Source organism: Exiguobacterium sp. OS-77 (genome assembly GCF_000414195.2).
In the GTDB taxonomy this organism is placed as follows: domain Bacteria; phylum Bacillota; class Bacilli; order Exiguobacteriales; family Exiguobacteriaceae; genus Exiguobacterium_A; species Exiguobacterium_A indicum.
Genome location: NZ_DF239009.1, coordinates 1 through 26,245 on the forward strand (window position 1 = coordinate 1; position 26,245 = coordinate 26,245).

General features: G+C 40.0%; 23 protein-coding genes. 15 read left to right on the top strand and 8 right to left on the bottom strand.

The features are described from left to right. Positions 1-547 precede the first annotated feature (547 nt). From EXG77_RS15765 to EXG77_RS15785, 5 genes are all read left to right on the top strand, one after another. Complete coding sequence (locus EXG77_RS15765) at positions 548-1,864, top strand: primase C-terminal domain-containing protein (protein ID WP_052017230.1); 1,317 nt, start codon at positions 548-550, stop codon at positions 1,862-1,864. A gap of 100 nt (positions 1,865-1,964) precedes the next feature. Next, positions 1,965-2,705, top strand: coding sequence for a site-specific DNA-methyltransferase (locus EXG77_RS15770; RefSeq protein ID WP_081637457.1), 741 nt, complete (start codon positions 1,965-1,967; stop codon positions 2,703-2,705). Next, a complete protein-coding gene (locus EXG77_RS15775) occupies positions 2,695-3,765 on the top strand; it encodes a DNA cytosine methyltransferase (RefSeq protein ID WP_119182632.1) in 1,071 nt (356 codons plus the stop codon). The genes EXG77_RS15770 and EXG77_RS15775 overlap by 11 nt, the downstream gene beginning before the upstream one ends. Before the next feature lie 15 nt (positions 3,766-3,780). Beyond that, complete coding sequence (locus EXG77_RS15780) at positions 3,781-5,928, top strand: McrB family protein (RefSeq protein ID WP_052017231.1); 2,148 nt, start codon at positions 3,781-3,783, stop codon at positions 5,926-5,928. A gap of 2 nt (positions 5,929-5,930) precedes the next feature. Continuing rightward, positions 5,931-7,415 (top strand): LlaJI family restriction endonuclease, encoded by a 1,485-nt coding sequence (locus tag EXG77_RS15785; protein ID WP_035399384.1) that lies wholly within the window; start codon positions 5,931-5,933, stop codon positions 7,413-7,415. A gap of 23 nt (positions 7,416-7,438) precedes the next feature. Here EXG77_RS15785 and EXG77_RS15790 read toward each other — a convergent pair whose 3' ends face one another. The 7 genes from EXG77_RS15790 to EXG77_RS15820 form a co-directional block, all read right to left on the bottom strand. Next, on the bottom strand, positions 7,439-7,993 hold the full coding sequence (locus EXG77_RS15790; protein ID WP_035399386.1) for a recombinase family protein: 555 nt from the start codon (positions 7,991-7,993) through the stop codon (positions 7,439-7,441). Between the two features lie 271 nt (positions 7,994-8,264). After that, positions 8,265-11,504: an ABC transporter permease gene (locus EXG77_RS15795; RefSeq protein ID WP_035399388.1), complete on the bottom strand. Its 3,240-nt coding sequence runs from the start codon at positions 11,502-11,504 to the stop codon at positions 8,265-8,267. After that, on the bottom strand, positions 11,497-12,192 hold the full coding sequence (locus tag EXG77_RS15800) for an ABC transporter ATP-binding protein (RefSeq protein ID WP_035399390.1): 696 nt from the start codon (positions 12,190-12,192) through the stop codon (positions 11,497-11,499). Before EXG77_RS15800 ends, EXG77_RS15795 begins: the two co-directional genes overlap by 8 nt. A gap of 373 nt (positions 12,193-12,565) precedes the next feature. Then, positions 12,566-12,835 carry a type II toxin-antitoxin system RelE/ParE family toxin gene (locus EXG77_RS15805; protein WP_035399392.1) on the bottom strand — a complete coding sequence of 90 codons (270 nt, stop codon included), beginning with the start codon at positions 12,833-12,835 and terminating at the stop codon, positions 12,566-12,568. Beyond that, the gene (relB, locus tag EXG77_RS15810) at positions 12,832-13,056 is read right to left on the bottom strand and encodes a type II toxin-antitoxin system RelB family antitoxin (protein ID WP_026829710.1); all 225 of its coding nucleotides are present in this window, start codon (positions 13,054-13,056) and stop codon (positions 12,832-12,834) included. Before relB ends, EXG77_RS15805 begins: the two co-directional genes overlap by 4 nt. Positions 13,057-13,282: 226 nt before the next feature. Then, positions 13,283-13,618 carry a YolD-like family protein gene (locus EXG77_RS15815; RefSeq protein ID WP_035399395.1) on the bottom strand — a complete coding sequence of 112 codons (336 nt, stop codon included), beginning with the start codon at positions 13,616-13,618 and terminating at the stop codon, positions 13,283-13,285. A gap of 177 nt (positions 13,619-13,795) precedes the next feature. Further along, the gene (locus EXG77_RS15820) at positions 13,796-14,788 is read right to left on the bottom strand and encodes a DNA/RNA non-specific endonuclease (RefSeq protein ID WP_035399397.1); all 993 of its coding nucleotides are present in this window, start codon (positions 14,786-14,788) and stop codon (positions 13,796-13,798) included. A 297-nt stretch (positions 14,789-15,085) separates the two neighbouring features. Here EXG77_RS15820 and EXG77_RS15825 point away from each other — a divergent pair, with 297 nt between their 5' ends. The 3 genes from EXG77_RS15825 (at position 15,086) to EXG77_RS15835 (ending at position 17,949) form a co-directional block, all read left to right on the top strand. After that, positions 15,086-15,889: a hypothetical protein gene (locus EXG77_RS15825; RefSeq protein ID WP_035399398.1), complete on the top strand. Its 804-nt coding sequence runs from the start codon at positions 15,086-15,088 to the stop codon at positions 15,887-15,889. A gap of 75 nt (positions 15,890-15,964) precedes the next feature. After that, positions 15,965-17,281 (top strand): HAMP domain-containing sensor histidine kinase, encoded by a 1,317-nt coding sequence (locus EXG77_RS15830; protein WP_035399400.1) that lies wholly within the window; start codon positions 15,965-15,967, stop codon positions 17,279-17,281. Beyond that, positions 17,278-17,949: a response regulator transcription factor gene (locus EXG77_RS15835; protein ID WP_035399402.1), complete on the top strand. Its 672-nt coding sequence runs from the start codon at positions 17,278-17,280 to the stop codon at positions 17,947-17,949. Before EXG77_RS15830 ends, EXG77_RS15835 begins: the two co-directional genes overlap by 4 nt. Positions 17,950-17,998: 49 nt before the next feature. Here EXG77_RS15835 and EXG77_RS15840 read toward each other — a convergent pair whose 3' ends face one another. Next, positions 17,999-18,571 carry a YdhK family protein gene (locus EXG77_RS15840; RefSeq protein WP_035399405.1) on the bottom strand — a complete coding sequence of 191 codons (573 nt, stop codon included), beginning with the start codon at positions 18,569-18,571 and terminating at the stop codon, positions 17,999-18,001. A 215-nt stretch (positions 18,572-18,786) separates the two neighbouring features. Here EXG77_RS15840 and EXG77_RS15845 point away from each other — a divergent pair, with 215 nt between their 5' ends. From EXG77_RS15845 to EXG77_RS15875, 7 genes are all read left to right on the top strand, one after another. Continuing rightward, positions 18,787-20,298, top strand: coding sequence for a multicopper oxidase family protein (locus tag EXG77_RS15845; protein ID WP_035399406.1), 1,512 nt, complete (start codon positions 18,787-18,789; stop codon positions 20,296-20,298). Between the two features lie 92 nt (positions 20,299-20,390). Further along, positions 20,391-20,714, top strand: coding sequence for a four-helix bundle copper-binding protein (locus EXG77_RS15850; protein WP_081637458.1), 324 nt, complete (start codon positions 20,391-20,393; stop codon positions 20,712-20,714). 298 nt (positions 20,715-21,012) lie between these two features. After that, a complete protein-coding gene (locus EXG77_RS15855) occupies positions 21,013-21,699 on the top strand; it encodes a response regulator transcription factor (protein WP_052017233.1) in 687 nt (228 codons plus the stop codon). A gap of 266 nt (positions 21,700-21,965) precedes the next feature. Then, positions 21,966-23,990 (top strand): copper-translocating P-type ATPase, encoded by a 2,025-nt coding sequence (locus EXG77_RS15860; RefSeq protein WP_035399408.1) that lies wholly within the window; start codon positions 21,966-21,968, stop codon positions 23,988-23,990. Between the two features lie 421 nt (positions 23,991-24,411). Then, entirely contained in the window at positions 24,412-24,864 is a 453-nt protein-coding gene (locus EXG77_RS15865) for a JAB domain-containing protein (protein ID WP_035399410.1), read from the top strand. A gap of 650 nt (positions 24,865-25,514) precedes the next feature. Further along, positions 25,515-25,718 (top strand): hypothetical protein, encoded by a 204-nt coding sequence (locus EXG77_RS15870; RefSeq protein WP_035399413.1) that lies wholly within the window; start codon positions 25,515-25,517, stop codon positions 25,716-25,718. Positions 25,719-25,929: 211 nt separating this feature from the next. After that, positions 25,930-26,133, top strand: a complete 204-nt coding sequence (locus EXG77_RS15875) for a hypothetical protein (RefSeq protein WP_035399415.1) — start codon at positions 25,930-25,932, stop codon at positions 26,131-26,133. Positions 26,134-26,245 lie beyond the last annotated feature (112 nt).

The window sequence follows — 26,245 nt, forward strand, 5'->3', positions numbered from 1 at the left end:
GGGATTAGACGATATCTGATGACATCTACATGTAGACGCATCTACAAATCTACAAATCTACAAATCTACAAATCTACATGTAGACGCATCTACAAATCTACAAATCTACATGTAGACGCATCTACAAATCTACATGTAGATTTCAAACCTGATCTTATAAAAAAACCTGTTGTGAAGCCGTTTTTTTTATGAAATGATACAGATAGTTGTAAACAGAAAGCATCTCTTCACGCAAAAAAATCTGATAACAAAGGTTATCAGATCCTTGATGCAACTGACCCGCCAGTCAGGAGTGCATCGATTAAACATCGCGAGCAGTACAGAAAAAAGATTCAACAAGCTCTTAAAAAGTCTTTAAGACAAGCTTCAAAAAAACTTTTTAAAGTAACTCGTTACAACTCTTTCCGACGTGAAAAAAATTCACGCTCCGTTGAGGGCTCTTTCTTATGCACTGAAATTAACTTCAGTGTAGCATGACGCAATTATAGAGACAATTCTTTTTCGACATAAAACTAATACATAGATCAATCAGAGAGGAGGAAGACGAATGGAGTCTTTACGTCAATTGTATCGTGATCAGTTAACGGAAGCACCAAAGCGCGCATCTCAAAAAGAACAAAGCGGTCCAAGCAACCATTTAGGTTGGGTCTTTGTCTGCAACGATTTCGCGCAGCCAAAAGCAGTCCGTACATACAGCTCATTGTTTAAAGCACAAACTTCGACAACGTACTTCACACCGAATACATTCTATCGTAACGATCAACGGAATGCGGGAACGTTGCGCTGGTTAAATGCACTTGTCATTGATATTGACGTCAAGATTGCCAAGAACGCTGGCATGATCTATCCGGATGTGATGGAGATGATCACAACAGCCGGTCTTCCGACTCCTTCTTTGATTGTTCAAACGCCATCAGGTGGCTTCCACGTATACTGGTACCTGGCGGAGCCACGTCGTGCATTTCCAAAAGTCGTAGAACATTATAAACGGATTCAACAAGCGATTGCTGAAGAGCTGTCAGGTGATTTACAAGCTGTAGGTGCTGAACGATGGTTCCGTTTACCGACGCCTCAAAACACTGTACATCGGTCTCCAGAGCGTGTTTCTTTTGACGCGTTTTGTGATTGGTATTCGGAGCGCAGTGAAGAGCTATTACATCAACAAAAAGTCATGGTACGTAAGCAAGACATGATGCAACATCCTGCGATTCAGTCGCTTCTTCGAGGTGTTGAGCAAGGACGACGCGATAATACGTGCTATACCTTGGCATTAGCATTCAAAGCGACAGGATACTCAGAAGAAGATACGCAAATCTATTTGTATGCTTGGAATGAACGGAATACACCGGCTATGCGTCAGCTTGATGTTAAGCGAAAGGTTAAGAGTGCCTTTAAAGAAGGCGCACCACTCGGTCCTTCTGCGTACTGGATTGAAACATTGTCTGGAATGGAGTTTAAATATCGAATCTGGGAAGGGGCAAAGCCGCGAGAAGAGCGTACATATAGTCATTTAGACGAGTGGAAAGAAGACGTCTTATTCATTCTAAGAGAAAATGGAGGAGTTCTTTGTGGTGCACAGCGTGACATTGCCAAGATGATCTGTTCTTCAGTAGACAAATCTAAAACGCTCTCATACGCGACATTTAAACGAGTAATTGAGATTTTGATCCAAGAACGTTTGATCGAAAAGAAAGTAGAAGGAAAAGGTCGTGCAGCATGTACCATAATTAAACTTATCAAACAAAGCAAAGTCATACAATTTAATAGAAAACCAATAAAAATTAATGGGCTCAACTCGAATACATTTATGGATAGGGTGGCTGGTTGGGGTTCTCACTATGGTAGTAGAAATAAATATCTATAGTTGTTTTCTGCGTGCCCTCTTTATACATGTTATATTTGATTGATTAGACTTTTATTTTTTTGTTCTAGTCGTTTTTTTGAACTTTGGAAGGAAGATTTTAATGACAACTGTACGTCTATTTAATAATGATTGTGTTGAATCGATGAAAGAATTACCTTCGGATTCTATTGATTTTATTATTACAGATCCCCCTTATAACTTAGGTAATTTTATGAAAAATAGAGCAACTAATTTGGTGAAAATGAGAGAGAATTTCTTTGGAGCTGCAGGTTGGGATAATTTAGACTCCGACTCTTGGGAATATTCTATGCATCAATTTTTTATGGAATCTTCTAGGTTAGCAAAAAAAGGTTCATCTATGATCGTTTTTATGGCAGTCATTAAGGTAGAAACTATAATAAAAATTGCTGAAAAATATGATTTTTATTATAAAACTACGGGGACATGGCACAAAAAAAATCCAATGCCAAGAAATATGAATTTACATTTTGTTAATTCTACTGAATCATGGATTTACTTTACGTATAAAACGAGAACGGGAACATTTAATAACGAAGGTATGGTTCTTCATGATTTTATTGAAACATCACTAACTACATCTAAGGAAAAGCGATTTGGAAAGCATCCTACTCAAAAACCAGAAGAATTGCTTAGTCATTTTATAAAAATTTTGTCTAACAAAGATGATACGGTTTTAGATCCATTTATGGGTAGTGGGACATCTGGTGTTGTAAGTAAAAGGTTAAGCAGAAATTTTATAGGTATTGAGTTAGATAAAACATATTTTGATATTGCTTCTATGCGTATCGCTGAAGAGGAGAATGTGTCAATTGAAACCTAAGGTAATAGATTTATTTTCTGGAGTAGGAGGTTTTTCTCTAGGGTTTGAGAAAGCAGGATTTGATATTGTTTTAGCTAATGAGTATGATGCTGAAATTGCAAAGTCGTATATGTTTAATCATCCTTCAACAAAGATGATTATTGGAGATATTACAGATTTAGATTATGAACACGAGTTTTCAGATTATGTTGGTGGAATTGACGTAATTGTAGGCGGGCCTCCTTGCCAAGGTTTTTCTCAAAAAGGTCAAAGAAAAACAATATTAGATGAAAGAAATTTTCTTTTTCAATATTTTGTGAAAGCTGTTAGTTATATTCAACCCAAGTATTTTGTTATGGAAAACGTACCTAACTTATTTACTTCCGAAAAAGGATTTTTCAAAAATGAACTTGAAAATTTATTTAATGAACTTGGATATGATTTAAGTATGGGTGTGATGAATGCATCAGATTACGGTGTTCCACAGCACAGACGAAGAGCTATAGTTATTGGGAAAAAACACGGAAAACCTCCTTTATTACCCCCTAAATTAGGGAAAAGTGTTACAATATGGGATGCCATTAGTGATTTAGCATATCTTTCTTCTGGTGAAGGTGCTGAACAGCAAGAATATCTTTTTTCAATTCAAAGTAGCTATCAAGAATTGATGAGAAGATATTCTGATATTCTTTATAATCATATCGCTACTAATCATTCATCATTGGCTTTAGAAAGATTAGCTTTAATACCTCCTAATGGAGGTAAGGAATTTTTACCTAAAGAGCATTTGACTAAATCAATTTACAGTGGGACGTGGTCCAGAATGGTAAAAGACGAGATGTCTGTTACTATTACAACACGTTTCGATACACCATCCTCAGGTAAATTTACACATCCATTTTTAAATAGAGCGATTACTGTCCGAGAAGCTGCTAGAATTCAATCATTCCCTGATTTCTTTAGATTTATTGGATCTAAGAGCTCTCAAATGAAACAAGTTGGTAATGCTGTTCCACCATTAATGGCACAATGTATTGCATCTGCAATTTTAGATGATTTAAAATTAAAAAATTTAGTTTGAAAGAAGGTACGCATTTTGTTAATTCCTGCGGCTAATCTAGAAAGATCTGTAATTGATCAAAGATTAGGTATTAAATCCTCTATTAAGAACGTAAAAGCAACATTGTCCTTGTGTTTTCTTATTTGGAAAACACAAGGACATCCGAGTGAAGTTGATTATTCACTTCAATATGATCCAAAAAAAATAATTTTAACTGATGAAGTTGTAGATAATCTAACTAATTATTTAAAACCTGTGTATGATGGATATAATATAAGTGATGCTGACTTTGAAAGTAAGTTAAATGAAACCCCCCTTTTAAAAGGTTTGAAAGAGCATTTAAATGTATTGTTAGAACTTGTTTTGAAAATTGGTAAGATTGATTTTCTAGATGAAAATATATCTTTAAGTGCTGAAAGAAGTAAAAATATAAGATTTAGTAAAAAAATTAAATACTCAAGCAATATCGATATCATTGACAGCTTATTTTGCTCTGACGAAGAAGGATTTAAAGTGATTTTTCTAAAATGGTTAGGTTTCGATATCACTCTACCCGTATCACATTCTCAAGACTTACTTAATCAGTTATTAACAGCATTGTCTGAACCTACTGTTTTTAAAATGAAGGATTTAAGTAATATAGAGTTCCACTTCAATCAAGAGGGTATTTATAAAACTCTGATTGAGAATCCAGGGCAACAGGTGAATATACTAGGAAATAGTTCCGAAATAACAGGACCTTTACGAATTTATAAGAGCATGGTTTATGAAGATATGCATCCTTATTTGTCTTCTCAATCTAGAAAAAATAACAACCTTTCAACTAAACCTTCTTATTATGATTTTTCGAGTTATTACAAAAGAGTGAGTATTTATAATGATTTAAATGCTAAACAAATTAATGTCAGTTTAGTGACTAGTATTAATGAACATCCTGAACAATTTGAAGGTTCATTTGAATTAAATAGAATAGTCTTTGGAGCACCTGGAACTGGAAAAAGTTATCTTCTCAATAATGACTGTGAAAAACTAATTTCAATGAACGGTGGAGCTTTTGAACGTGTAACATTTTATCCTGACTATACATATTCAAACTTTGTTGGTACATATAAACCTGTTACAAGTGATGATGGTACGGAAATCAGATATAAATTTGTACCGGGACCATTTCTTCGAACATTCGTTAAAGCTAAAAAATGTGAGGAAAATAAACCATATATTTTATTGATAGAAGAAATCAATAGAGCCAAGGTTGCTTCTGTTTTTGGAGACATGTTTCAATTATTGGATCGAAATGAATTTGGGGAAAGCGAATATGCGATTCATACAACTGAAGATGTAAAAAAATATCTAGCGGAAAAGCTTGAGTTAACAATTGATGAGTGTGAAGAAATTAAAATTCCGAATAATATGTTTATATGGTCCACTATGAATAGTGCTGACCAGGGGGTATTCCCTTTAGATACCGCCTTTAAAAGAAGATGGAGTTTCGAATATTTAGGAATCAATGAAATGGATGAAGAAGTAAATGTCAATGTTTTTTTAGGAGAGGGCACTCTTCAAAAAGAAATAAACTGGAACTTATTAAGAAGAAGTATAAACGAAAAACTATTAAAGGATTGCAAAGTTAACGAAGATAAATTAATGGGACCTTATTTCTTATCAAAAAATATACTCAAGTCTGCTAACGATTCGATTATTGATCAAGAAAATTTTAAAAAGGCATTTAAAAATAAAGTGATAATGTATTTATTTGATGATGCAGCAAGACAACATAGAAAAAAAATGTTCGAAGGTTGCAAAACAATGCTATACTCTAACATTTGTGAATCATTTGATAAAATGGGAATCGAAATCTTTGGTTCTGACGTACTCGAAATTTATACTCGTATAAAAGATGAATGGGAAAGAGAACAACAAAATCGCCAAGAAAGTATCGATCAAGAAGATAGCAACCAAGAAAGTATCGATCAAGAAGATAGCAACCAAGAAAGTATCGATCAAGAAGATAGCAACCAAGAAAGTATCGATCAAGAAGATAGCAGCCAAGAAAGTAGCGATCAAGAAGATAGCAACCAAGAAAGTAGCGATCAAGAAGATAGCAACCAAGAAAGTAGCGATCAAGAAGATAGCAACCAAGAAAGTAGCGATCAAGAAGATAGTCAACAAGTGGAGGAAAACTAAGTATGCTAACGGGTCCAGCTTTTATTAAAGAGCTTAAGAAATACTCCATAACAGATTTGAATACAATTTTTAATTTTAAGAATTCCGATGATCGGGATTCTTTCTTTCTTAAGCTACAAAGTTTAGGAATAGTAAAAACTTCTAAAAAAAATTCAAAAGAAAAGAATGCTTATCAATTACTAAGTGGTAGTTATGTGGTTCCAAATAAAGAAGATGATGTTCTTTATTTTTTTGACTATGTAGGAGTTATCATCATTGAAACGCGTGTATTAGTGATTTTCCCAAAATACTTTCATAGTGAAAGTAATATTATTAGCAATATGAAAAAAATCCTAAAAATACTTCATAAATATAACGTAGAAAGTCATGAATATTATTCATCATATAGTAATGGTGATCAGTCTCATATGTCAAATACAATAGGAACTCATCTTTTTTTGTTAAATGACTATTTTAACTATGGCTTATATAACAATGAAGAAATTATTAATGAGTTAAATGGAGAGGGAGAAATTAACTGGAATAGGACAATTAACGAAAGTATTGCATACATGAGTGGTAATTCTCCCTACTACTTAGAATTATACACTTATAAAACAATAGATGATGAGACAGACTTTTTTAGAAGACTTCACGCTTGTATATTAACGAAATGTTCTCAACAGTTAGAACTATCACAAATTGCTTCTTTATTTGATGTTGAATTAATTCATTTATCCGATGAAGAATTAGACGATTTTGGTGATGAAGAGTACTTACTAAATCAGCTATCTTCAGAGATGAAAATGCAGTTTAATACCAGAAAACAAATTTTATTAAGTACTATGTATGCATATATAGAAAATAGAAACGTACATAATGATGAATCTATTATAGACCTATATGGAACAAATCATTTTAATCTCGTCTGGGAAAAAGTGTGTTCTACGGTCTTAGAAAACAAATTACATACAAGATTACAATATTTAACATTACCTGTAAATCTATCTTCAGAGTTTAATTCGAAATCTAAACTAATTGAACTTATAGATAAGCCTTTATGGAAGAGTCATCCTTTAGACAGCTCACAAAAAAAGTATGAAAGCTATGCTAAAAGATCGTTAACTCCAGATATAGTAACGATATGGAATGATGGAGGGGAATTTCATTTTCTGATATTTGATGCTAAATATTATGATATAAAATTCGAGGTTCAAGAAAACAAGGTTACTTTAGCTGGACAGCCAGGAATTGAAGACATTACCAAGCAGTATCTATATCAACTTGCCTATAAAAAATTTATAGATAAACATCAGTTTAAAAAAATTGCGAATTATTTTTTGATGCCTTCAGAAAATACTAAAATTACTTATAAAGCTATCGCTGAGTTAAATATTTTAAATGAACTTGGATTAGATAACATACAAGTAATATTATTACCGGCAAATCATATGTTTGACCTATATCTTAATGAAAAAAAATTAAATTTAGAAACGTTGATAAATTGAACTTAAATAAAAATTCCGGGAAATCATATTAGTTTCCCGGAATTTTTATATTTATAAAAAGTTGATCTTGATATATTCAAAGTTTTTGTGATGTCCTCTACAGTCATCTTTGCTTCGTACATCATGTATGCACGATTTAAAATATCTAAGTCAATTTTTTTACGTCCTCCCAAACGTCCTCTAGACCGAGCAGCCTTAAGACCAGCGTTAGTACGTTCACGAATTAATTCTCGTTCCATTTCCGCTAGACCCGCCATCATTGTAAAAAAGAGTCTTCCCGCTGCAGTTGAGGTATCAACTCCTAACGTAACAATCTGCAAGTTGATATTGCGCTCTTTTAAATCATCAATCAATTCTAGTAACTTCTTTGTTGTACGCCCAAGTCGATCTAATTTCCAAACAACTAACGTATCTCCTGCTCTCAAATACTCAAGACACTTTTCGAATTCTGGTCTTTTCTTTACACTAGACGCCTTTTCTTTAAAAATTTTCGAACAACCGACTTTTTGTAACTCGTCTAATTGCATTTCTAGATTTTGATCTAATGTTGAAACACGAGCATATCCAATTCTAGTCATAAGACACCTCTGTTGTATGTTTTCTCATTAATAATAACAAAAAACATACATTGATAAAAAGATAAGAAAAAAGACAAATAATTAAAAATAAAAGGACTGCTTATAGCCTTTTAGAATTTTTGTGAAACAAATTTCAATAATGTATGAAAAACGGTCGTTTTACACACATTATCGAAATGTTAATCTTAGTAGACTATAAAAAATAACTCAGCAGTTTATGGTAACTACTGAGTTATAGATACTATCAATTGTAACCTGTAGATTTACGTACTTAGTTTGAAGTCTTATCTACATCAATTTTAACTGTAATCTTTTTGCCGACTGCATCACCTTCTGCTAATAACACATAACTATTTTTTTGATTTGGTACTTTATACACAAGATCTACCTTAGAGCGATAAGGCGGATAATATTGGTATCCTGAAGACCAAGCTTTTTCATTATGATTGACGTAATCTATTGGTTCATATTTATTACCTTTAGAATCACTCATTACAAATAAATTTGGTCGATAGGTAGCGTATCCTATATCACCTTCTGAAGCGGCATCATGGAGAATTACCGGTACCGTTACATATCGTTCATTCTTTAATGTCGGTAAATCGAGCGACGCGGGTGGTGTCTGAATTAAACGGTCTACGTGGAAGGTACTTTTTTTGCTGACAGGATCACCCGGATAGGTTTGAACTAAACCTTGTTCCATCAGTTTGTCGATGGACGTTGCAGTTGTCTTAGACGGTGCTTTTTCAGTTGACTTTGAATCGCCTTTCATATCGCGTAACTTACTTCCCGTCGTTTGGACAGTTGGTGCTTTTGATGTTACCGGAGCTGTCGACGTGTCAACGTCTTCGGACGAGGCGAAGAAGAAGAGGGTGACGACGGCAGCGAGTAACACTCCGCCAGTCGTTCCAAGGGCGATTTTAAAGCGACGTTCTGTTGCTTTCGAGTTGATGACAACACTCCCGATGGCAGCATTTGGTGTAATTCGTACGGCGCGTTGTGCAGGAAGCAATGCACCAAGGACACCAGTTAACATCGGGATCAATAACATCGTACTTAAGAAGCCGAGTTCGCTGACCGGGAACTGATTGTAGACAAAGCCAATCATCCCGAGAGCGACGAGTAGACCGAGTATGCCGGCAAAGAGTCCGGTCATCATCCCTTCAATCAGGACAAGCGAGCGGATGTACCCATCTCGCCAACCGGTGGCTTTTAAGACGGCAAGTTGTGTTTTTCGTTCATTGACGTTCTGCCACATGATTTCTGTCGTCGTTAGAATGGCAATCATGAGTGCGACGCCCATCGCGACATAATGCATCGTTCCAACTTCAAGGGCGACGAATTCACCGAGCCACGTCGCATATAAGACACCTTTTAAGCGGAACGTGACGAACAGGAAGAAGATGAACAGGCTTGTAGGTAAGGCAATCGCAACGATTGAAAGAAGGGTGCGTTGCCAATAGGTCGCGAGCTGGTTGATGCTCATGCCGACGATACCCCGAGCACGGACAATCCGGCGTCCTTTTGAAACTTCCCCCGACTTCATGCTCTCATAAGGACGAATTTTCCGAATGAGTGCCATCGGAACCAGTGTGCCGCCCCAGTAGATGAGAAGACCCACAAGACCAATCAGGATGATACGTCCGACTGAAGTCGCATGGTTCGTCGTCAACCAGAATGAGCCGAGAATCGCCCAAGAAATCAAGGTGACGAAACTTCCTAAAAGGGTTGCTTCAAAGAATAATAACTTCGAGAGTTGACGCGGGCGCCAACCGAGCGACAGTAAAATCGCGAATTCCTTTTTCCGAGCAAACAATAAAATGATATTCGAACTAAAGACATAGACTAAGGCAACCGCGATGACGCTTAAGATGACTCCACTCATCCCAACCTTGGCTTCTTGGAAAATCGCCATCGAAGAGCCGAGCTTGATCCACGGCTGTTGCACCCAGCCGAGTGCCGATTCTCCTTTTAAACCGGGTAAGTAGGTCAAAGCGAGTTGCGGCGAGGAACCGAGCGTCACATCTGTGATTAGTCCTGTTTTATCTTCGATTTCTTGCGCGACCGCTTGGAGTTTCTTTTCGCTCTCTGCATTCATCGTCTCGACACCTTTGACATTGACGCGAATGACAGAGATTGCTTTTTTGCCTCGTAACTTGAAGGCAGCATCCAGTGTTGTCAGCATCGAAGGCGGTTTTGTCAGGAAGTCATAGGCATCATTTGTCGGTTTGACATCACGTGGTGGATTAACTGGACGATCCTTCTTATCCATGACCCACTGAGCCTTCGCTGGGAAGTAGGTCTCCATTGGTAGTTCTGTCAACGGATCTTTTGAAATGTCTAGCTTTTTTGGATCAAAGATGCCAATATAATTGAATCGCATTTTAGGCATGTTGTTGATGTCCGTTCCAAATAGACGTGCTTCACGGTACATCGTTCGTTTGGCTAGTAGGCTATCTTTTGTGACTTCATATGGTTTGACCTGGTAGCTGAATGGCCACCGCGATGGATAGGGACTAGCGACACTCTGATAGGAAATCGGTGATGGTTTGAGTGCTAGCCAATTAAAGCTTCCGGGTGGCTCTTCTGGAACCGTATTTTTTAGAATGTCATTCACTAATGTCTTCTGCGTATCCGAAGTCGTGACTTTGTATGTTTTTTTATCCGATAAAGATAACGTATTCAGGTACTTGTAGCCACCTTTTTGAATAACTTGCTCCATCGTCGTATTGATCGAATCGTCCTGTAATGGAAGATCGACTTTTTCATATTTATATGTCCGGAAGGCATCAACGTACTCGCGCTGATTTAATAAGATGGGGATTTGATAGACATCATTCCCCATGTCGACGGGACTGTCATCTGTTTTAAAATAGCGGCTGTGTGTAGCTGATTTAGTCGATTGGTCCAGTCCGACCATTTTCGCCTCGGCTTCCGGATCAATCCCAGCGAGCATCGTCGCACTACCATAAGCGAATAATGGTTGTTCTCCGAGTTCTAATAAAGACACGCCTTTCACACGTGTCCCGCTTGGAGGTTCCCAACCGGCAGCAAGGAAGGAAGTTGTCGTATCTTTTTCCATCTTCAATCCGGTATTTTGGGAATCGGTGATCGTCAGTTTATAGATGCCGGGATCGGTGATCGTATGGGTACCGACATTCGCATCTACATAACTATTTCCGATCATCGCAATCGGTGCTGCGACTTCGACGTCTGTAATTTTTTTGATCGTCTCATATTGTTTGCGCGTGATGCCGCCGTCAAGACCGCTTGTATAGTTTGGTTCGAGCAACTTCAAGTCTTCCGTTACGCTACGGCTACCTTCTGGTCGAACGACGATGTCGTAAGAAGAACCCCAACGCTTTTGAAGCTCGTCGACGACTGTTCCGTTATTGGCTTGCGTCGTCCCAATTAGGTAACTCAGTCCGGTACTGACGATTAGGACACCGACGAGAAGGAGAATGAATCGTTCTTTATTACGCCACCACGAATTCCAGATGAACTTAAGCATAGGCAGGAACCTCCGATGGATCGACAACCCGACCATCTTTCATCGTGATCGTCCGGTTCGCGCGTGCGGCGAGTTCAGGATCATGCGTGACGAAGAAGACGCCACAGGCGTTCTCACGGTTCAGTTTCGTTAATAGACTGAAGATGACCTCACCAGTCGCTGTATCGAGATTCCCAGTCGGTTCATCCGCGAGCAACCACTTCGGGCGATGGATGAGTGCGCGAGCGACAGCAACACGCTGCTGTTGTCCACCAGAAAGTTGCGAAGGGAGAGAGTGAATCTTTTCTGCGAGTCCGACCTCCTCCAGAAGCTCAAGTGCCCGTTTTTCCTTATCATAGTCAACCTTGCGTCCGAAGAGCGGCGCGAGCACGTTCTCGAGTGCCGTCAGCGTCGGGATGAGGTGAAACTGCTGAAAGATGAAACCGATATTCTCGAACCGGAAGTCCGAGAGTTGCTTCGCATTCAATTTAGAGATGTCTTTTCCGTCGAACAATAATTCGCCTGAAGTCGGAGTATCGAGTGTCCCGAGAATACTGAGCAACGTCGACTTACCAGAACCGGACGGTCCGATGATCGAAATGAAGTCACCTTCGGCGAAGTCGAGCTGGATGTCCTGTAATGCGAACGTCTCGTTTTCACCTGTCTGGAACGATTTCGTTATATTTTTGCACGTAAACGAATAAGCCATGTACCTTACCTCCTAAAAGCATAGTTGTTTAATCCCATATGTAAGTAATAAAATCCATTACTTTCCTATTATAATCATAATAGTATTGTTATTAAACCGTTAAAATACAGAAATATCTGAAAAATAAGTCAATTATCGAAGTAATGAATCTATTCTAGTAAACATATTCGTTCTACTCTTTGAATAATGAATATCTTTGTTCCTGCTCATCAAGTAGGTATCAGTTAATATTACATGCGGATACAGATAACTATCGTGTCAAGACAAGCAAAATGAAAACAAAAGAAGTCCATATCTGAGAAATGATGTGGACTTTCTTCTATAATAACGATGCTATTTGAAAGGTTAAGTATTTAAATATTCTTCACGACGATCATTTGTAAATATCTCGACGGTGTCCTATTTCGAGAATTAAGATCACGACTTTTTCATCCTGGATGTCAGCAATCAGACGATAATCACCGATGCGATAACGCCATTCACCCGATCTGTTCGAGACAAGCCCTTTACCATGACGACGCGGATCATCCGTCCCGACCAGATTCTTCTTGATCCAGGACATGATGATCCGCGCTTGTTGAGGGTCCATCTTCTTGAGAGACTTTTGAGCTCCGCGCTCAAACTCTACCGTATATGCTGTCATTCTAAATCAAGTTCTTTCATCATATCGTCGAAAGAGATCGCTTCTGATTTTTTACGGTGTGCTGCCATCGAATCATGATAGAGTTGTAAATCGATTTCATCTTCGATACGGTCGAGGACGGCATCGCGAACGAGTGTAGAAATCGTGATGTTCTTCGCTTTCGCATATTCCTTGATGAGTCGTGTATCTTGATCATCTAGACGTACGGAAATGGTACTCATGATTATCAGCTCCTTTGTAATACATTGTAATACAAATTGGTCATTTAGTACATAGAATCGAGGATGATTCAGAATGAACATTCTCTGCGAGAGGAAAACCCGCTGCTGAATATCATGAATAAGTACGATGGGATGCCCAAAGTGGATTAGATCATGTTCAAATTAAACATAGTCATTCGTCCTTATTTTGACCATGTTTAAGCAATCGATGACCATGATTTTTTCTTCACTCCGTTAGGGTGACACTCAATATTTGCTTGAACGGGACGATTTCGACGTCTAGATTTCGTTTAACGAGATGGACCTCCTCCTGCAAATAGTCGAGCTTCTCGACGAAGGCATCGAAACGATGCGTCAACGGACCATTCATTGCTGTCACCGTGACAATGTCTCCGCTAAAGATGGCATCGTTCAAGGCGTTCTCGATCGTCCCATCGATCGGTCCCTCCGTATCCTCGAATTTGAGATGATGGACCTCTTGGTAATAGCGTTTCAGCAATCCTTTGTGTTCGGGCATGAGGAACGGAATCCACTTCTTATTGCCTCGATCTTCATAACTCATCAAAATCACTCCTTTTCATAATAAGAACATTTGTTCTTATTATGTTCCTCGTTTCTCTTGTTTTCAATCCGCTTTTTCGACGTCTCATCAATGCCTACGTTTCTGGGAACGAAAAAAGGCGCGACGAGTATCTCGTCACTGCCCTAATATGTTTCGACTATTCGATTGGACTAAGATTCATTCTCCGACCATGCCGTCATGATCGTTGTCCCGCATATATTGATACAGCCAGTGCTTCTCCGTGATTGGCATCGCAAAGCCTGCGTCCTTCGCTTCCTGGATCGTCACTTGACCATTGCCGTCAGTATCGACGAGCGAGACATCCTCGGTCGCTGTGGTATCGGCAGAGGGCTTCGCTGACGATTCTGTTTTTTTATCCTTTTTCTTCGTCAGACCGAGTGCCGCATTCGTCTCGTCCGGGTTACCGTTCTTGAACCGGTCGACGACGGTGTTCCCACGGACCGTGTAGGTATACTGATACGCGGATGGAATCATCGTCGACGTATCCGGATAAGTGATTTGCGCCTCGAAGTTCGTCGCGCCACCTGCCTTGCGGATGACGTCTTCCATGTACGCCTGATCACCATGACGGTTCAAGGTGCTGTTCTGTGGTGTGATGTTGTAGGCGTTTGAGACACCACCGAGCGAATCGGCGATGATATGTCCTTCATCGAGATCCGCACGTTCGACGCCAGGCACTTTCGCCTCGTCCGAGTAGTAGCGTCCGTCACGTGTGACGTCTTCCGTTGCATCATCTTGGAGGACAATCTTCTTCGCGATGACGCGGACCAGCTGACCGTGCTCATTCGTGAACGCCCAGTATTTCCGGTCACCAAAGCCGATATCGACGACGACGTTCGCCTGACGACTACCGGACAGATCTCCGCCATCGACCGCAATTTTCTTATATCCTGTGAAAGAATCCTGCGGACTCGTCGTTTTTGATTCCGTTGATGCCTTCGTCTCCTTTGGTTGCTTGGTTGTACTCGTATCAGCCTCTTTTTCAGGAGGTTGATCGGAAGCCTTCTTCGCATCAGTCTTTTGTGTAGTCGCGTCGTCCTGTTGCGTCACTTGCTCTGTTTGATCTGATGGAGATGAGGTCGTCTCCATATCTGTACATCCTGCCATCAATAGCACGGCAAGGGGAATCGCTATGTAAGAAATCTTCATGAGTGTACTCCTTTTGATAAATTTATGATTGCTTTCTTTATTATATCTGTTTTATACCATCTGATTTCGAAATACAAAAAGAATACAAAGATGAAAATACATCTTTCTTACACAAATAAACGGTAGTATAAAATGAATATATTGCATCTGTTTCTTTTTAAGGTTTCTCTAAAAATCCAGGATGTTAATTTTTCAGTACAAATCGCCTGTATTTGGTTCCAGTAGTAAGTTAATTGAAATGGTCTGAAAATCGCATACAAAGTTGCATTAATGTTTTCTAAAGGAGATGGACTACCTTTGATTCCGAAACATCTACTAATTATTGGTGTAAAAGATAATTGGAAAGTGTTAGAACACCTTAAGCAACAAAAGCCTGAAGAAGTACAGATTCATGTATACGCTGAAGAAAAATGGATTCAAAGACTATTCCCTGAGTTTAGATTTTTCGCGCCAACGCTAAAAAGTTCGAGCGACGAATATGCAAATGACTTGTTTACCTATTGTGCTATAAATAATATTGGCTGGATTATTCCGATGAATAAGCAAGAGTCACAATTATTAAACCGTTATCAAGAAAATGCAAAAAAATATAATCTATCGATTATTCCTTCCTATGATGCAGAAAAAAGCCCACAGAAAGGTTTTTTTAGCGTACAATCAATCGATTTTTTTTACGATTTTGATTCAATTCGAGTACAGGGTGAACAAGAAAAAATGGGGTTGATCGATGCATATGTTGATTATCGATCAGGGGAATTAATTTGTTGTTTCGTGAGACAAGAATTCGAACGCTATGGAGAAAAGGTTTTGTCCTACCAAGTACTCTCAAGCCCACCTATAAAAGAAGCAATCAAGGAGATTGTACATCTATTTCAAATTCGGGGACCGATTTCTCTCGTCTACATGCGTAAGTCTGATGGGACGTATACATTCACAGAGCTAAATGGCTTTGTGAAGGATTCGAATCGAGAGGCAATCTTATCCGATTATGATTTTATACAATATCTATGGAATAACATTCAAGGAATGGTTCTACTAAGAGAGCGACGAGAAAAAGTGGACTATTTGTATCAATTGAGTGAAGACTATTCTTTGTTTTAAAAAGGATAGTTCATCGTACGTAAGAGAGTATCTATCTGTACTCCATTTAAGAAAAAAGTAGAAGAAAGGACCGATATGAGTAAACTATCATTTAAAATTACACTCTTTTATTTCTTAGGTATTCTAGTGATTTTTATCCTATCCTCGGCTGTCGTCTACAATATTTTGGAGCATCAACAAGTAGAAAGTGAATTAGAAAGCCTTCAGGAGAGGGGAAATAGCCACCGAGATGTTCTTTCCAATAACTTTGATCAACAAACTATCAACCATGTGGTGTTGATGGAGGAAAAGGCAATGACAGATGTCATTATCGTAGGGAAAAACAATCAAATCATTGAATCCTCTAATGATGCGGGACGTTTTCTTCAAAAAAACTGGATTCAGCAAAAAGACGGGATTGTAGAAGGAGACTGGCGAGCCGGAAAATTTCTAGTCACAATCAGTCATGCGAGTAATGGTAATAAAGTCATCATGTTAGAACCGACGAAATACATCCATCATTTAATGGGAGAACTAAAGCAACAGGTTGCTTTTTCCCTATTTCTCTTGATGCTTTTTTTGTTGGGGAGTGTCTATTTTTTGAGTTATATGATTATAAAACCACTTTTATCGATGAAAGAAGCGACCGTCAAATTGAGTAAAGGTGAGATGTTGAAAATCAAGGAATCGGACCGGAAAGATGAAGTCGGCGACTTGGCACGTGCCATCACGAAACTGTCTGTCGATCTCCAACATATTCAAAATACACGGAAGCAGTTTTTGACATCCATCACGCATGAACTACGAACACCGATCACTTATATCAAAGGATATGCGGGATTGCTAAAGAAAGATGAGTCGCGCTTTGGAGATATTATCTACGAAGAATCCGAAAGATTACAGGTGTTAATCGAAGACTTATTCGAACTTGCTCGCATGGAGGAACCTCACTTTCAAATTGATCCTGAACCGACCGAGTTGAATCAGTTTTTAAAACAGATTAGTGAACGGGTTCGGTTAAAGTTTGAAGAAAAACAAGTGAGGTTAGTACTCAGAACCGATAAGAAAAATATTGTTAAGGACATCGATCACGCAAGGTTCGATCAAGTGTTACTTAACTTGTTAGATAATGCGTTAAAATACACACCTGCGCAGAAATCCGTATTCTTATCATTGGATGACCAGCGAATCGAGGTCATGGATGAAGGGGGAGGCGTGCAAGAAGAAACTCTTCCGTACCTGTTCGACCGTTTTTATCGTGTCGATTCATCAAGAAATCGTGAGACAGGTGGAGCGGGTCTTGGGCTTGCCATTACGAAAGAAATTGTTGAGGCACATAACGGAAACATCACAGCTACGAATGCGGAAAATGGCTTAAAAGTAGTCATCGACTTGAGGGGGATTTCAGGATGAGAACGATTGCACTGGTGGATGATGAAAATCGAATGCTCGAGTTACTTGAGCTTTATCTTCAAGCAGATTATCGTTGCATCAAGTTAAACAGTGGACGAGAAATACTAAACGTACTCGAAAATGAAAAGCCTGATCTAATCATCTTAGATGTGATGATGCCTAAGATGGATGGATTTGAGACCTGTGAACGCATCCGACAGATTTCGACCATCCCTATCATTCTCTTGACTGCGCTAGATGGAAAAGAGGAAATCGTAAGAGGCTTACAGTTGGGAGCAGATGACTACATCGTAAAACCATTTGATGGAGAAGAATTGAAGGCGCGGATTCAATCATTGTTCAGGCGCTCACTGGCGTCGTCCGGCGAAAAAATCGAATCGGCAGGGTTAGTTCTGAAAGAAGATTCGCATGAACTGTATTATCACAATCAGTTAGTGAAGATTACACCGAAAGAGTTTTACTTGCTCACCAAACTATTAAAAAATCCAGAGCGTGTCTACTCACGCGAAGAATTGTTGACTAGTATTTGGTCCACTAATGAATGGACAGATGAAAGGACCGTCGACTCTCATGTCAGAAATCTAAGAGACAAGTTAAGGCGATTTGATTTTCCGGTTGAAGAACATTTTCAGACGGTCTGGGGCGTCGGATATAAATGGATACCATAAAAGAGAGAAAAGACGCGGCTGTGACCGCGTCTTTTATGCGTCCTAAATCTTATTCTGCAGCTAATTCATCTTCTGTGACCCATTTATGATTCGTGACTTTTTCTCCTGACGTTGATTCAAAATCAATCATATAAACAGTTGTCTGCTTCATCGAGTCAATTTTTGCAGTCGCGTCCTTCATGCCTTTCATGTGATTGGCATTAACCTTGACCTCGTCACCAACGCTGTAAGGAGAAGATTTAGCGTCTACGATTTCTTCTTGAATGATCCACTTATGGTCCGTGACACGTTTTCCGCCATCGGTTGGATCATAAGAGATACTATAAGCTGTCGTATCATAAGCACCGACAATTTTAGCTTCAGCCCCTTTCATGCCCTCCATATGCGCTTCTTTGATCATAGCCATATCACCGACCTTGAACTTAGGATCTTTTGCTTCTTGCAATCCTTTGGGCACCTCTTTAGAGCCTGACATGTCCATCGTCGAATGGTCCATACCTTCCATGCTTTTATCCATACTTCCGCCGGATTTAGAATCATCTGAACTACCTCCGCATGCCGCAAGTGCAAGGGAGAGCGATGCTGCCATTGTTGTCATCAAAATCTTTTTCTGAAATTTCATGTGAAAGACCTCCTTCAAAATAGTGTTACTTTTTTAGACTGTAGCATATAAATGTGCAGAAACTTTGCAGAGGACCGTTGAATTGCACATTGAGTTCAGTCCTGTCGTACTTTCTAAAAAATCTATTGATTTATCTATAGAAAATCAATAGATTTTTCACAATCATTCTCTACATTAAAAATATAAAAAGCGCGTTCGGGAAAGGGATGGACGATATGAAGAAAATGAGTCTACTCATCGCTTTAAGTATGATTGTTATTTTACTAATAGGAGGAATTAGCGCTTACTTTTTCATGACACGTAATCCAATGACAGGGAATCGTTCAATGGGTTCCATGATGGATTCAAAAAATCACTCGATGATGGATATGGGGAAAGGGGAAATGGGACACGGAACAGCAGTTGACTTGGAGCAGTCCAATGAAGTGACAAAACCACTTAAGATACCTCAGATGTTAAAACCGGATCATCAAGATCAGCAGAATGTCCACTATACGGTCTTAGCGCAAGAGGGAGAGACATCATTTTTTTCAAAAGGTAGTCAAACAAAGACGTTCGGATATAACGGAAACTATTTAGGTCCGGTCATCCAATTAGAGAAAGGAAAAACGGTAACCATTCGGACAGTCAATCGTCTTTCAGAGCCGACGACTTTCCATTGGCACGGTCTAGTTGTTCCGTCATCAGTAGATGGTGGTCCTCATCAATTAGTACAGGCAGGGGAGCAGAAAGAGGTTACCTTCAAAGTGCAACAGGATGAGGCAACTCTTTGGTTCCACCCGCATCCTATGGGAGAGACTGCAGCACAAGTCTACAAAGGGCTAGCTGGTCTTATGTACGTGACGGACAGCTCATCCACATTCTCTGTCCCTAAGGCTTATGGGAAAAATGACATTCCCGTGATTCTTCAAGACCGTACATTTCAAAAGGATCATCAATTGAAATACAAAGAGTCTGAGAATCCGGACGGGACGCTCGGGAAGACACTTGTTGTAAATGGCACGATTCATCCTTATTTTGATGTAAAGTATGATCAAATAAGACTCCGATTCGTGAATGGTTCGAATGCGCGGAACTACTCTATCAAACTATCAGATGGTTCTACCTTCACACAAATTGCAGGTGATGGAGGCTATGTTTCAAAGGCGCAAAAGAAAACCAACCTTGCGTTAAGTCCAGGAGAGCGGGCAGAGGTCTTAATTGATTTCTCCCACAAGAAGCCTGGCGAGTCGCTTTCGCTCAAACAAGGGAATATAGACATTTTGACATTCAGAGTAAAAGAGAAGCAGAAAACTGGAGTAAACAACGTTCAACTAAAGAAAACGAGGGAGAACGAACAAACCACGGATACGAAAGCAGATCGGAAATTCGTATTATTTGGAATGGGGAAGCATGTTGAAATCAATGGTAAAAAGTTTGATGAGAAACGAGTCGATGTTCGTGTGAAACAAAATGCGATAGAGACGTGGGAAATCTATAATAAAAAAGACATGATGGGAGGCATGATACACCCATTCCATATCCATGGAGTACAGTTCAAAGTACTTGAACGGGACGGGAAGAGAGTCAATCATCAAAAGGATGGATTAAAGGATACGATCGCTGTACGTCCAGGAGAACATGTGAAAATTCAGATGACTTTTAAAGAAAAAGGTCTTTTCATGTACCATTGTCACATTCTTGAACATGAAGATAACGGTATGATGGGGCAACTAGAAGTAAATTAAGAAAATAGCTGTCTTTTTTTCATCTTTTCTTCACAATTCAAGGAAAAGGTTTGAATGTAACTTCAATTCAATCCGAAATGGGGACTTTTATCATGAGTGTAGGACAAAATGAAATCTTGAATGTATTGCAGCATTGTATTGTAACATGTAATGAGTGTTTCGATGCTTGTTTAAAGGAGGAACACGTCGCAGCCATGTCCGATTGTATTCGATTAGATCGAGATTGTGCAGACGTATGTAGTCTATTAGTACAAGCGATCTCTCGAAATAGTAATCAGGTTCAGACTCTTGCTAAAAGTTGTATTGAAATTTGTGAGAATTGTGCCCGTGAATGCGCAAAACATGACCATCAACATTGTCAAAAATGTGCAGAGGCATGTCTAGCCTGCGCGAAACACTGTCAACACCTCGTCTAAATCATATATAAGGAGGAACATCTACTCCTATCCAAGAATTAAACGATAAGAGTAGATGTTCGCAATCCTTTAATTCATCTCGTTACGGATGGAAAAATATATATCCGCTGTATACGAGGAGTACGGTCGTTACAAAAAAAGATACATAGACGATGGTAAAAATTATCTTTTTTATTTTGGACATCAAGAATCCACTTCCCTTTCTTTCTATAATTTATTGAGCAATTATAGAAGAAAAAGATGAAAACATTATGGAATATCGAAAAAATTGTAAATTCGTATAGAGGTGGTGGAAAGCGTGGCTAAAATTCTGATTGTAGATGATGAGGTGAGAATGAGGCAGTTATTGAAACTCTATCTTGAGCCAATCGGATATGTATGTAATATGGCAAGTGATGGCGTCGAAGCTTTGGAAAAAGTGAAGAAGGAGAACTTCGATTTAATCTTATTGGATGTGATGATGCCATTATTTGATGGATTCGAAGTGTGCAAAAAGATTACAGATGCTCATCCAGACATCCCGATCATTATGATTACAGCGCTAAATGATGCGGAATCTATCATAAAAGGGCTCGATGCAGGTGCGACGGACTACGTAACTAAGCCATTCAATGGGGATGTGCTGTTAGCAAGAGTTCGCTCGGTACTGAGAAGAAAACCAAAACATGCCGTCGTGTATGAAGGGCTTGCGTTCGATGAAATGAATGATTTGATTTTGTTGGACGGGAGAGCAATCGACTTCACACCGAAGGCACATGCTTTGATGCGCTTATTCTTACAACATCCCGGACGATTGTTTAATCGATTAGAACTTTATGAATTCGTTTGGTCCTACACGTCGGAATCGGATCCGCGTACAGTCGATTCCCATATTAAGATGATTCGAGAAAAATTGAGAGAGCTCAATTATCCGATTGATCGTCATTTAAAAACCATTTGGGGTCGAGGATATCGTTGGAATGAGACCGACGAGGAAGCGACATGACATAAGGAATCGCTAAAAGAATATACTGCATATACAGATGTGCTAAATAACAGACATACTACAGGTTAGTGCTGTCATTTTATTTTTAAGACTAAAAGAGGCGATACACACAAAAGCCAGATGTACACTGTCTAATCTTCCTGAAAATATCTGTACCCCCATATTTTTTATAGAAAAAAGCCTTTGTATCCTTAAACTAAGTTCATTAACTTCAACGTTAATACATACCGTATACGGGTATACAGTATCGAAAGGAGGTATTAGTAATGGAACATCATCACGTTGGTCATCATAAAGAGGAAAAACACCTGCGGCAGCATCATACGGCGCATACGCATCATGACCACGCAGGGCATGAGCATATGATTGATGACTTCAAAAAGAGGTTTTTCGTTTCCTTGATTTTAACTATACCAATACTATTACTTTCACGAATGATTCAAGAGTGGTCCGGATTAAATATTCATTTTCTCTACGACGATCTCGTTTTACTGCTCTTATCTTCTGCAGTTTACTTTTATGGGGGATGGCCCTTCCTAAAAGGTAGTATTAATGAAATACGCCAAAAAAATCCTGGAATGATGATGTTGATTGCATTAGCGATTAGTGTAGCCTATTTCTATAGTGTCGCTATCATATTCGGTTTCGGGCAAGGACATGATTTCTTTTGGGAGTTAGCGACCTTGATCGACATCATGTTATTAGGGCATTGGATTGAAATGAAATCAATCATGGGTGCCTCAAATGCGTTGCAGGAATTAGTGAAGTTACTTCCGAGTGTGGCGCATCGAGTGAAGGATGGGAAGGTTGAAGAGGTACCGGTCAATGAACTAGAGGCAGGAGATCTCATTCGGATCAAGCCGGGAGAACAGGTACCGGTAGACGGAAAAATCGTCGAAGGAACAACAACGATTGACGAATCAATGCTTACCGGTGAATCACTTCCGGTAGATAAACAGGAGAATGACACCGTGATTGCTGGCTCTATCAATCAAGAAGGTGGTCTAACAGTCGAGACGACAGGTACTGGTGAAGGCACCTACCTTTCAAAAGTCATCGGCTTAGTAAGTGAAGCGCAATCTTCCAAATCACGGACTCAAAACTTAGCTGATCGAGCAGCAAAAATTCTTTTTTATCTCGCGGTGGGAGCGGGTGTTCTGACTTTCGTGATTTGGATTGTACTTGGATATTCGGTTAGTACAGCAATCGAGCGCATGGTAACGGTTATGGTTATCTCTTGTCCACACGCTCTTGGTTTAGCAGCCCCTCTTGTCGTATCCGTTTCTACAGCACTTTCCGCTAAAAGAGGTCTTTTGATTCGAAATCGAACACAATTCGAAGAGGCACGAAAACTAGATGCGGTTATCTTTGATAAGACTGGTACTTTAACGCAAGGTAATTTTGGAGTGACGGATGTGATGGCAAGTACAGGTATAAGTGAGGAAGAAGTATTACGACTCGCAGGAGCCATCGAACAGTCGTCGCAACATCCACTTGCTCGCGGGATCTTGACTGAAGTTCAAAGACGAAAGCTTGATTTACCATCGGTCGCAGGATTTGGATCGATGACAGGCATCGGATTGGAAGGAACAGTCGAAGGAAAGCAAGTCCGCGTCGTTAGTCCGCGATACGTACGGGACAAACAACTCGAAATCGACGAAGTGACATTCGAAGATTTGTCTGAAGAAGGGAAAACGGTCGTCTTTGTCTTAAAGGACACAGAATTAATCGGTATGATCGCCCTTGCCGACCTCGTTCGCGAGGAAGCTAAGAAGACTGTACAGGAATTAAAGGAGAAAGGGATTCAATCCATCATGCTGACTGGGGATAATCAAAAAGTCGCTTCGTGGGTCGCTTCCCAACTTGAGATCGATCAAGTGTACGCAGAAGTATTACCGGATGATAAGTCACGTCAAGTGAAACAAGTGCAAGCAGAAGGAAAAAAAGTAGGGATGGTAGGGGATGGAATTAACGATGCACCAGCTCTCGCACAAGCGGATGTAGGGATTGCGATTGGTAGTGGAACAGATGTAGCTGTAGAAACGGCTGATATTGTCCTTGTCAAAAGTAATCCAAAGGACGTCTTATCTGTCATCGAACTATCGCAAAAAACATATAATAAAATGATTCAGAATCTATGGTGGGCAGCTGGTTACAATATCATCACGATTCCTTTAGCTGCAGGTATTTTAGCACCATACGGCATTATTCTTTCACCAGCGATTGGAGCGGTTTTGATGAGTTTGAGTACGGTCATCGTCGCTATCAATGCGAAAACATTAAGAATTTAATAGAAGTTTGGTATATTTTACCTTTTTGTGTATGAACATACCCTATCTCACTTCATGAGTTAGGGTGTGTTCTTTTTTTCAATCAGATAGGATCCCATAGATAAAAGCATGGAACAGAGCGGTACCGCTCTGTTTGATGGGAAGGGACTGCAAGCCGTCCTGTTTCCGTACTCTAGCTCGCTCCTCGTCGGCGCAAGGGCCATCAAAAAAAGCCGCTGCCGTTCCTCGTCTTCCTCCGCGTTTTGGCTCAAAGCAAAGCTTTTCGCTCGCGGGCTCCGGAAGCCTTCGTCCCGGTGCGCTGTCCGCTTTTTTTGATCTTTCCCTGCGGTCACCCTTGCGCCGTCTCGCGACGCTCGCTGCGTTCCCGTCAACAGGACGGCACCGTGTCGGACTGCATCCCACTCACGAAAGGAGCTTTTCCATGAAACTGACTACACTCGTTGAAATCACTCGTATCCGCCAAGAGGTCCGAGACCCAGACGTTGCGCTCGAGACGACGCACATCACGTCCCCCGAGGACGCGTTCTGTGTCGCCAAACGTTTCATCCAGGACGATGACCGTGAGGTATTCCTCGTCATCCTGCTCAATACGAAGAACCGGGTCATTGCCGTCCACCGGGCACACGTCGGAAGCATCAACTCGAGCGTCGTCCACCCCAGAGAAATCTTCAAGTCCGCCATCCTCAACAATGCGACATCACTCATCGTCAGTCATCAGCATCCGAGCGGTGACCCGCATCCATCACGGGAAGACATCGAGGTGACGGAACGGCTCGTCGAGGTCGGACGCATCGTCGGTATTCAGTTGCTCGACCACATCATCGTCGGTGCCGGAGAAGAATACGTCAGCTTGAAGGCACAAGGTGTTTTGTAAAGGAACAATAAGCGTAGAAGGACGGGATAACCCCGTCCTGTCCGCGCGCAAGAGCATGGACGAAAAACGACGTCGTTTTTCTTTTGAGAGAGCGCAAGCAAGTAAGGAATGGATTCGTCCCGAATCCAAGGGCAATGAGAGACCCGCAGTGGATGGATCCACTGCGGGTGAGAAAGTATATTTGTTCTTTTCTGTATAGATAGAAGGGTGTTATGGAGGATGCAGTAGTGAGACAGTAGTGGAGTGTACGAAGGTTCAAGAAGAGATAGCTGATTGAAGTGAATTATTCCTCCTGTAGATAGGTAGTGATGCTCTTTCTACTGGATGTACAACACAAGAAGAATTTTCGGGCTCATGCGTGAGGCTGTAGGCTGCACGCAGCAACATCCTCATCGCACCGCTACCCTCCTGCCGGACCGATAACGAGAGCTGCGTCTCGCCTGCGCGAGGCATCTCTACGTTCCTGTTCCTTGCGACGGAGGACACGGAGCGTTCCATAGAATTATAAAAAGGAAAATAAAAGGTTAGGATGTAGAGGAAGGAATGGCATACTGAAGGAAAGATTATTGTCCGCGTATGAGATCGTTGTTAATGCTTCGGTCGTGAATGATATGTCGTATGCGAGGATATCTAAAAAGGAGAAACTACATATGAAATTTGACGGATCGACCAATGTATTAGGTGCAGCACTTACAAATGTCCCTCTACTCTACCTCGTTCCGATTGCATTCGGACTTTTCTTATTGATCGATTTCTTGTTTACAAAAGAAAAGAAGAACTTTTTGAGCAGGACAGGTAAAATGCTTTTGGTTCCGCTCATTCTGATCGTAGGTGTACTTATTTATCTCTATTGATTCGATATGCGTAATAAGAATGATCATTTTTATGACAGAAAAGATTTTAAAAAGGTCGTTTCTTTTTTTATGCGTGAAAAATCAATCGTGCATTGTTTCGTAACGACTCAGTTATCTTACGTATCACTTCGCTTATCTTATCTAAGGTAGTTCGTACAGACGCTTAAATCATTCTATGCTGTGCTTAACAAATCGGTTAGGGGTGGAGTACATGAATATAGTAGAGATGTTTGAGGTCATGGAGCAAGCGAAGGGGAAACAGATACAACAGATACCAGATAAGGTGACATTGATCGATGCCCAGCTTCGATTCGTGCGAGAAGTAGAAGGATCGATTGAGCATGTGACATGGTTCATCGATGTCGATCGATTGACAGACTTCATGCAGACACACTTTAACAAGCAGACCCGTTAAGGTCTGTTTTTTTGTATGGACTTACATATAAACTAACCTATCAATAAAAATAGAAGGATGGGAAATATAACCAACTTTCTCCTGGTATTCACTGTATACTGAAGATAACTTA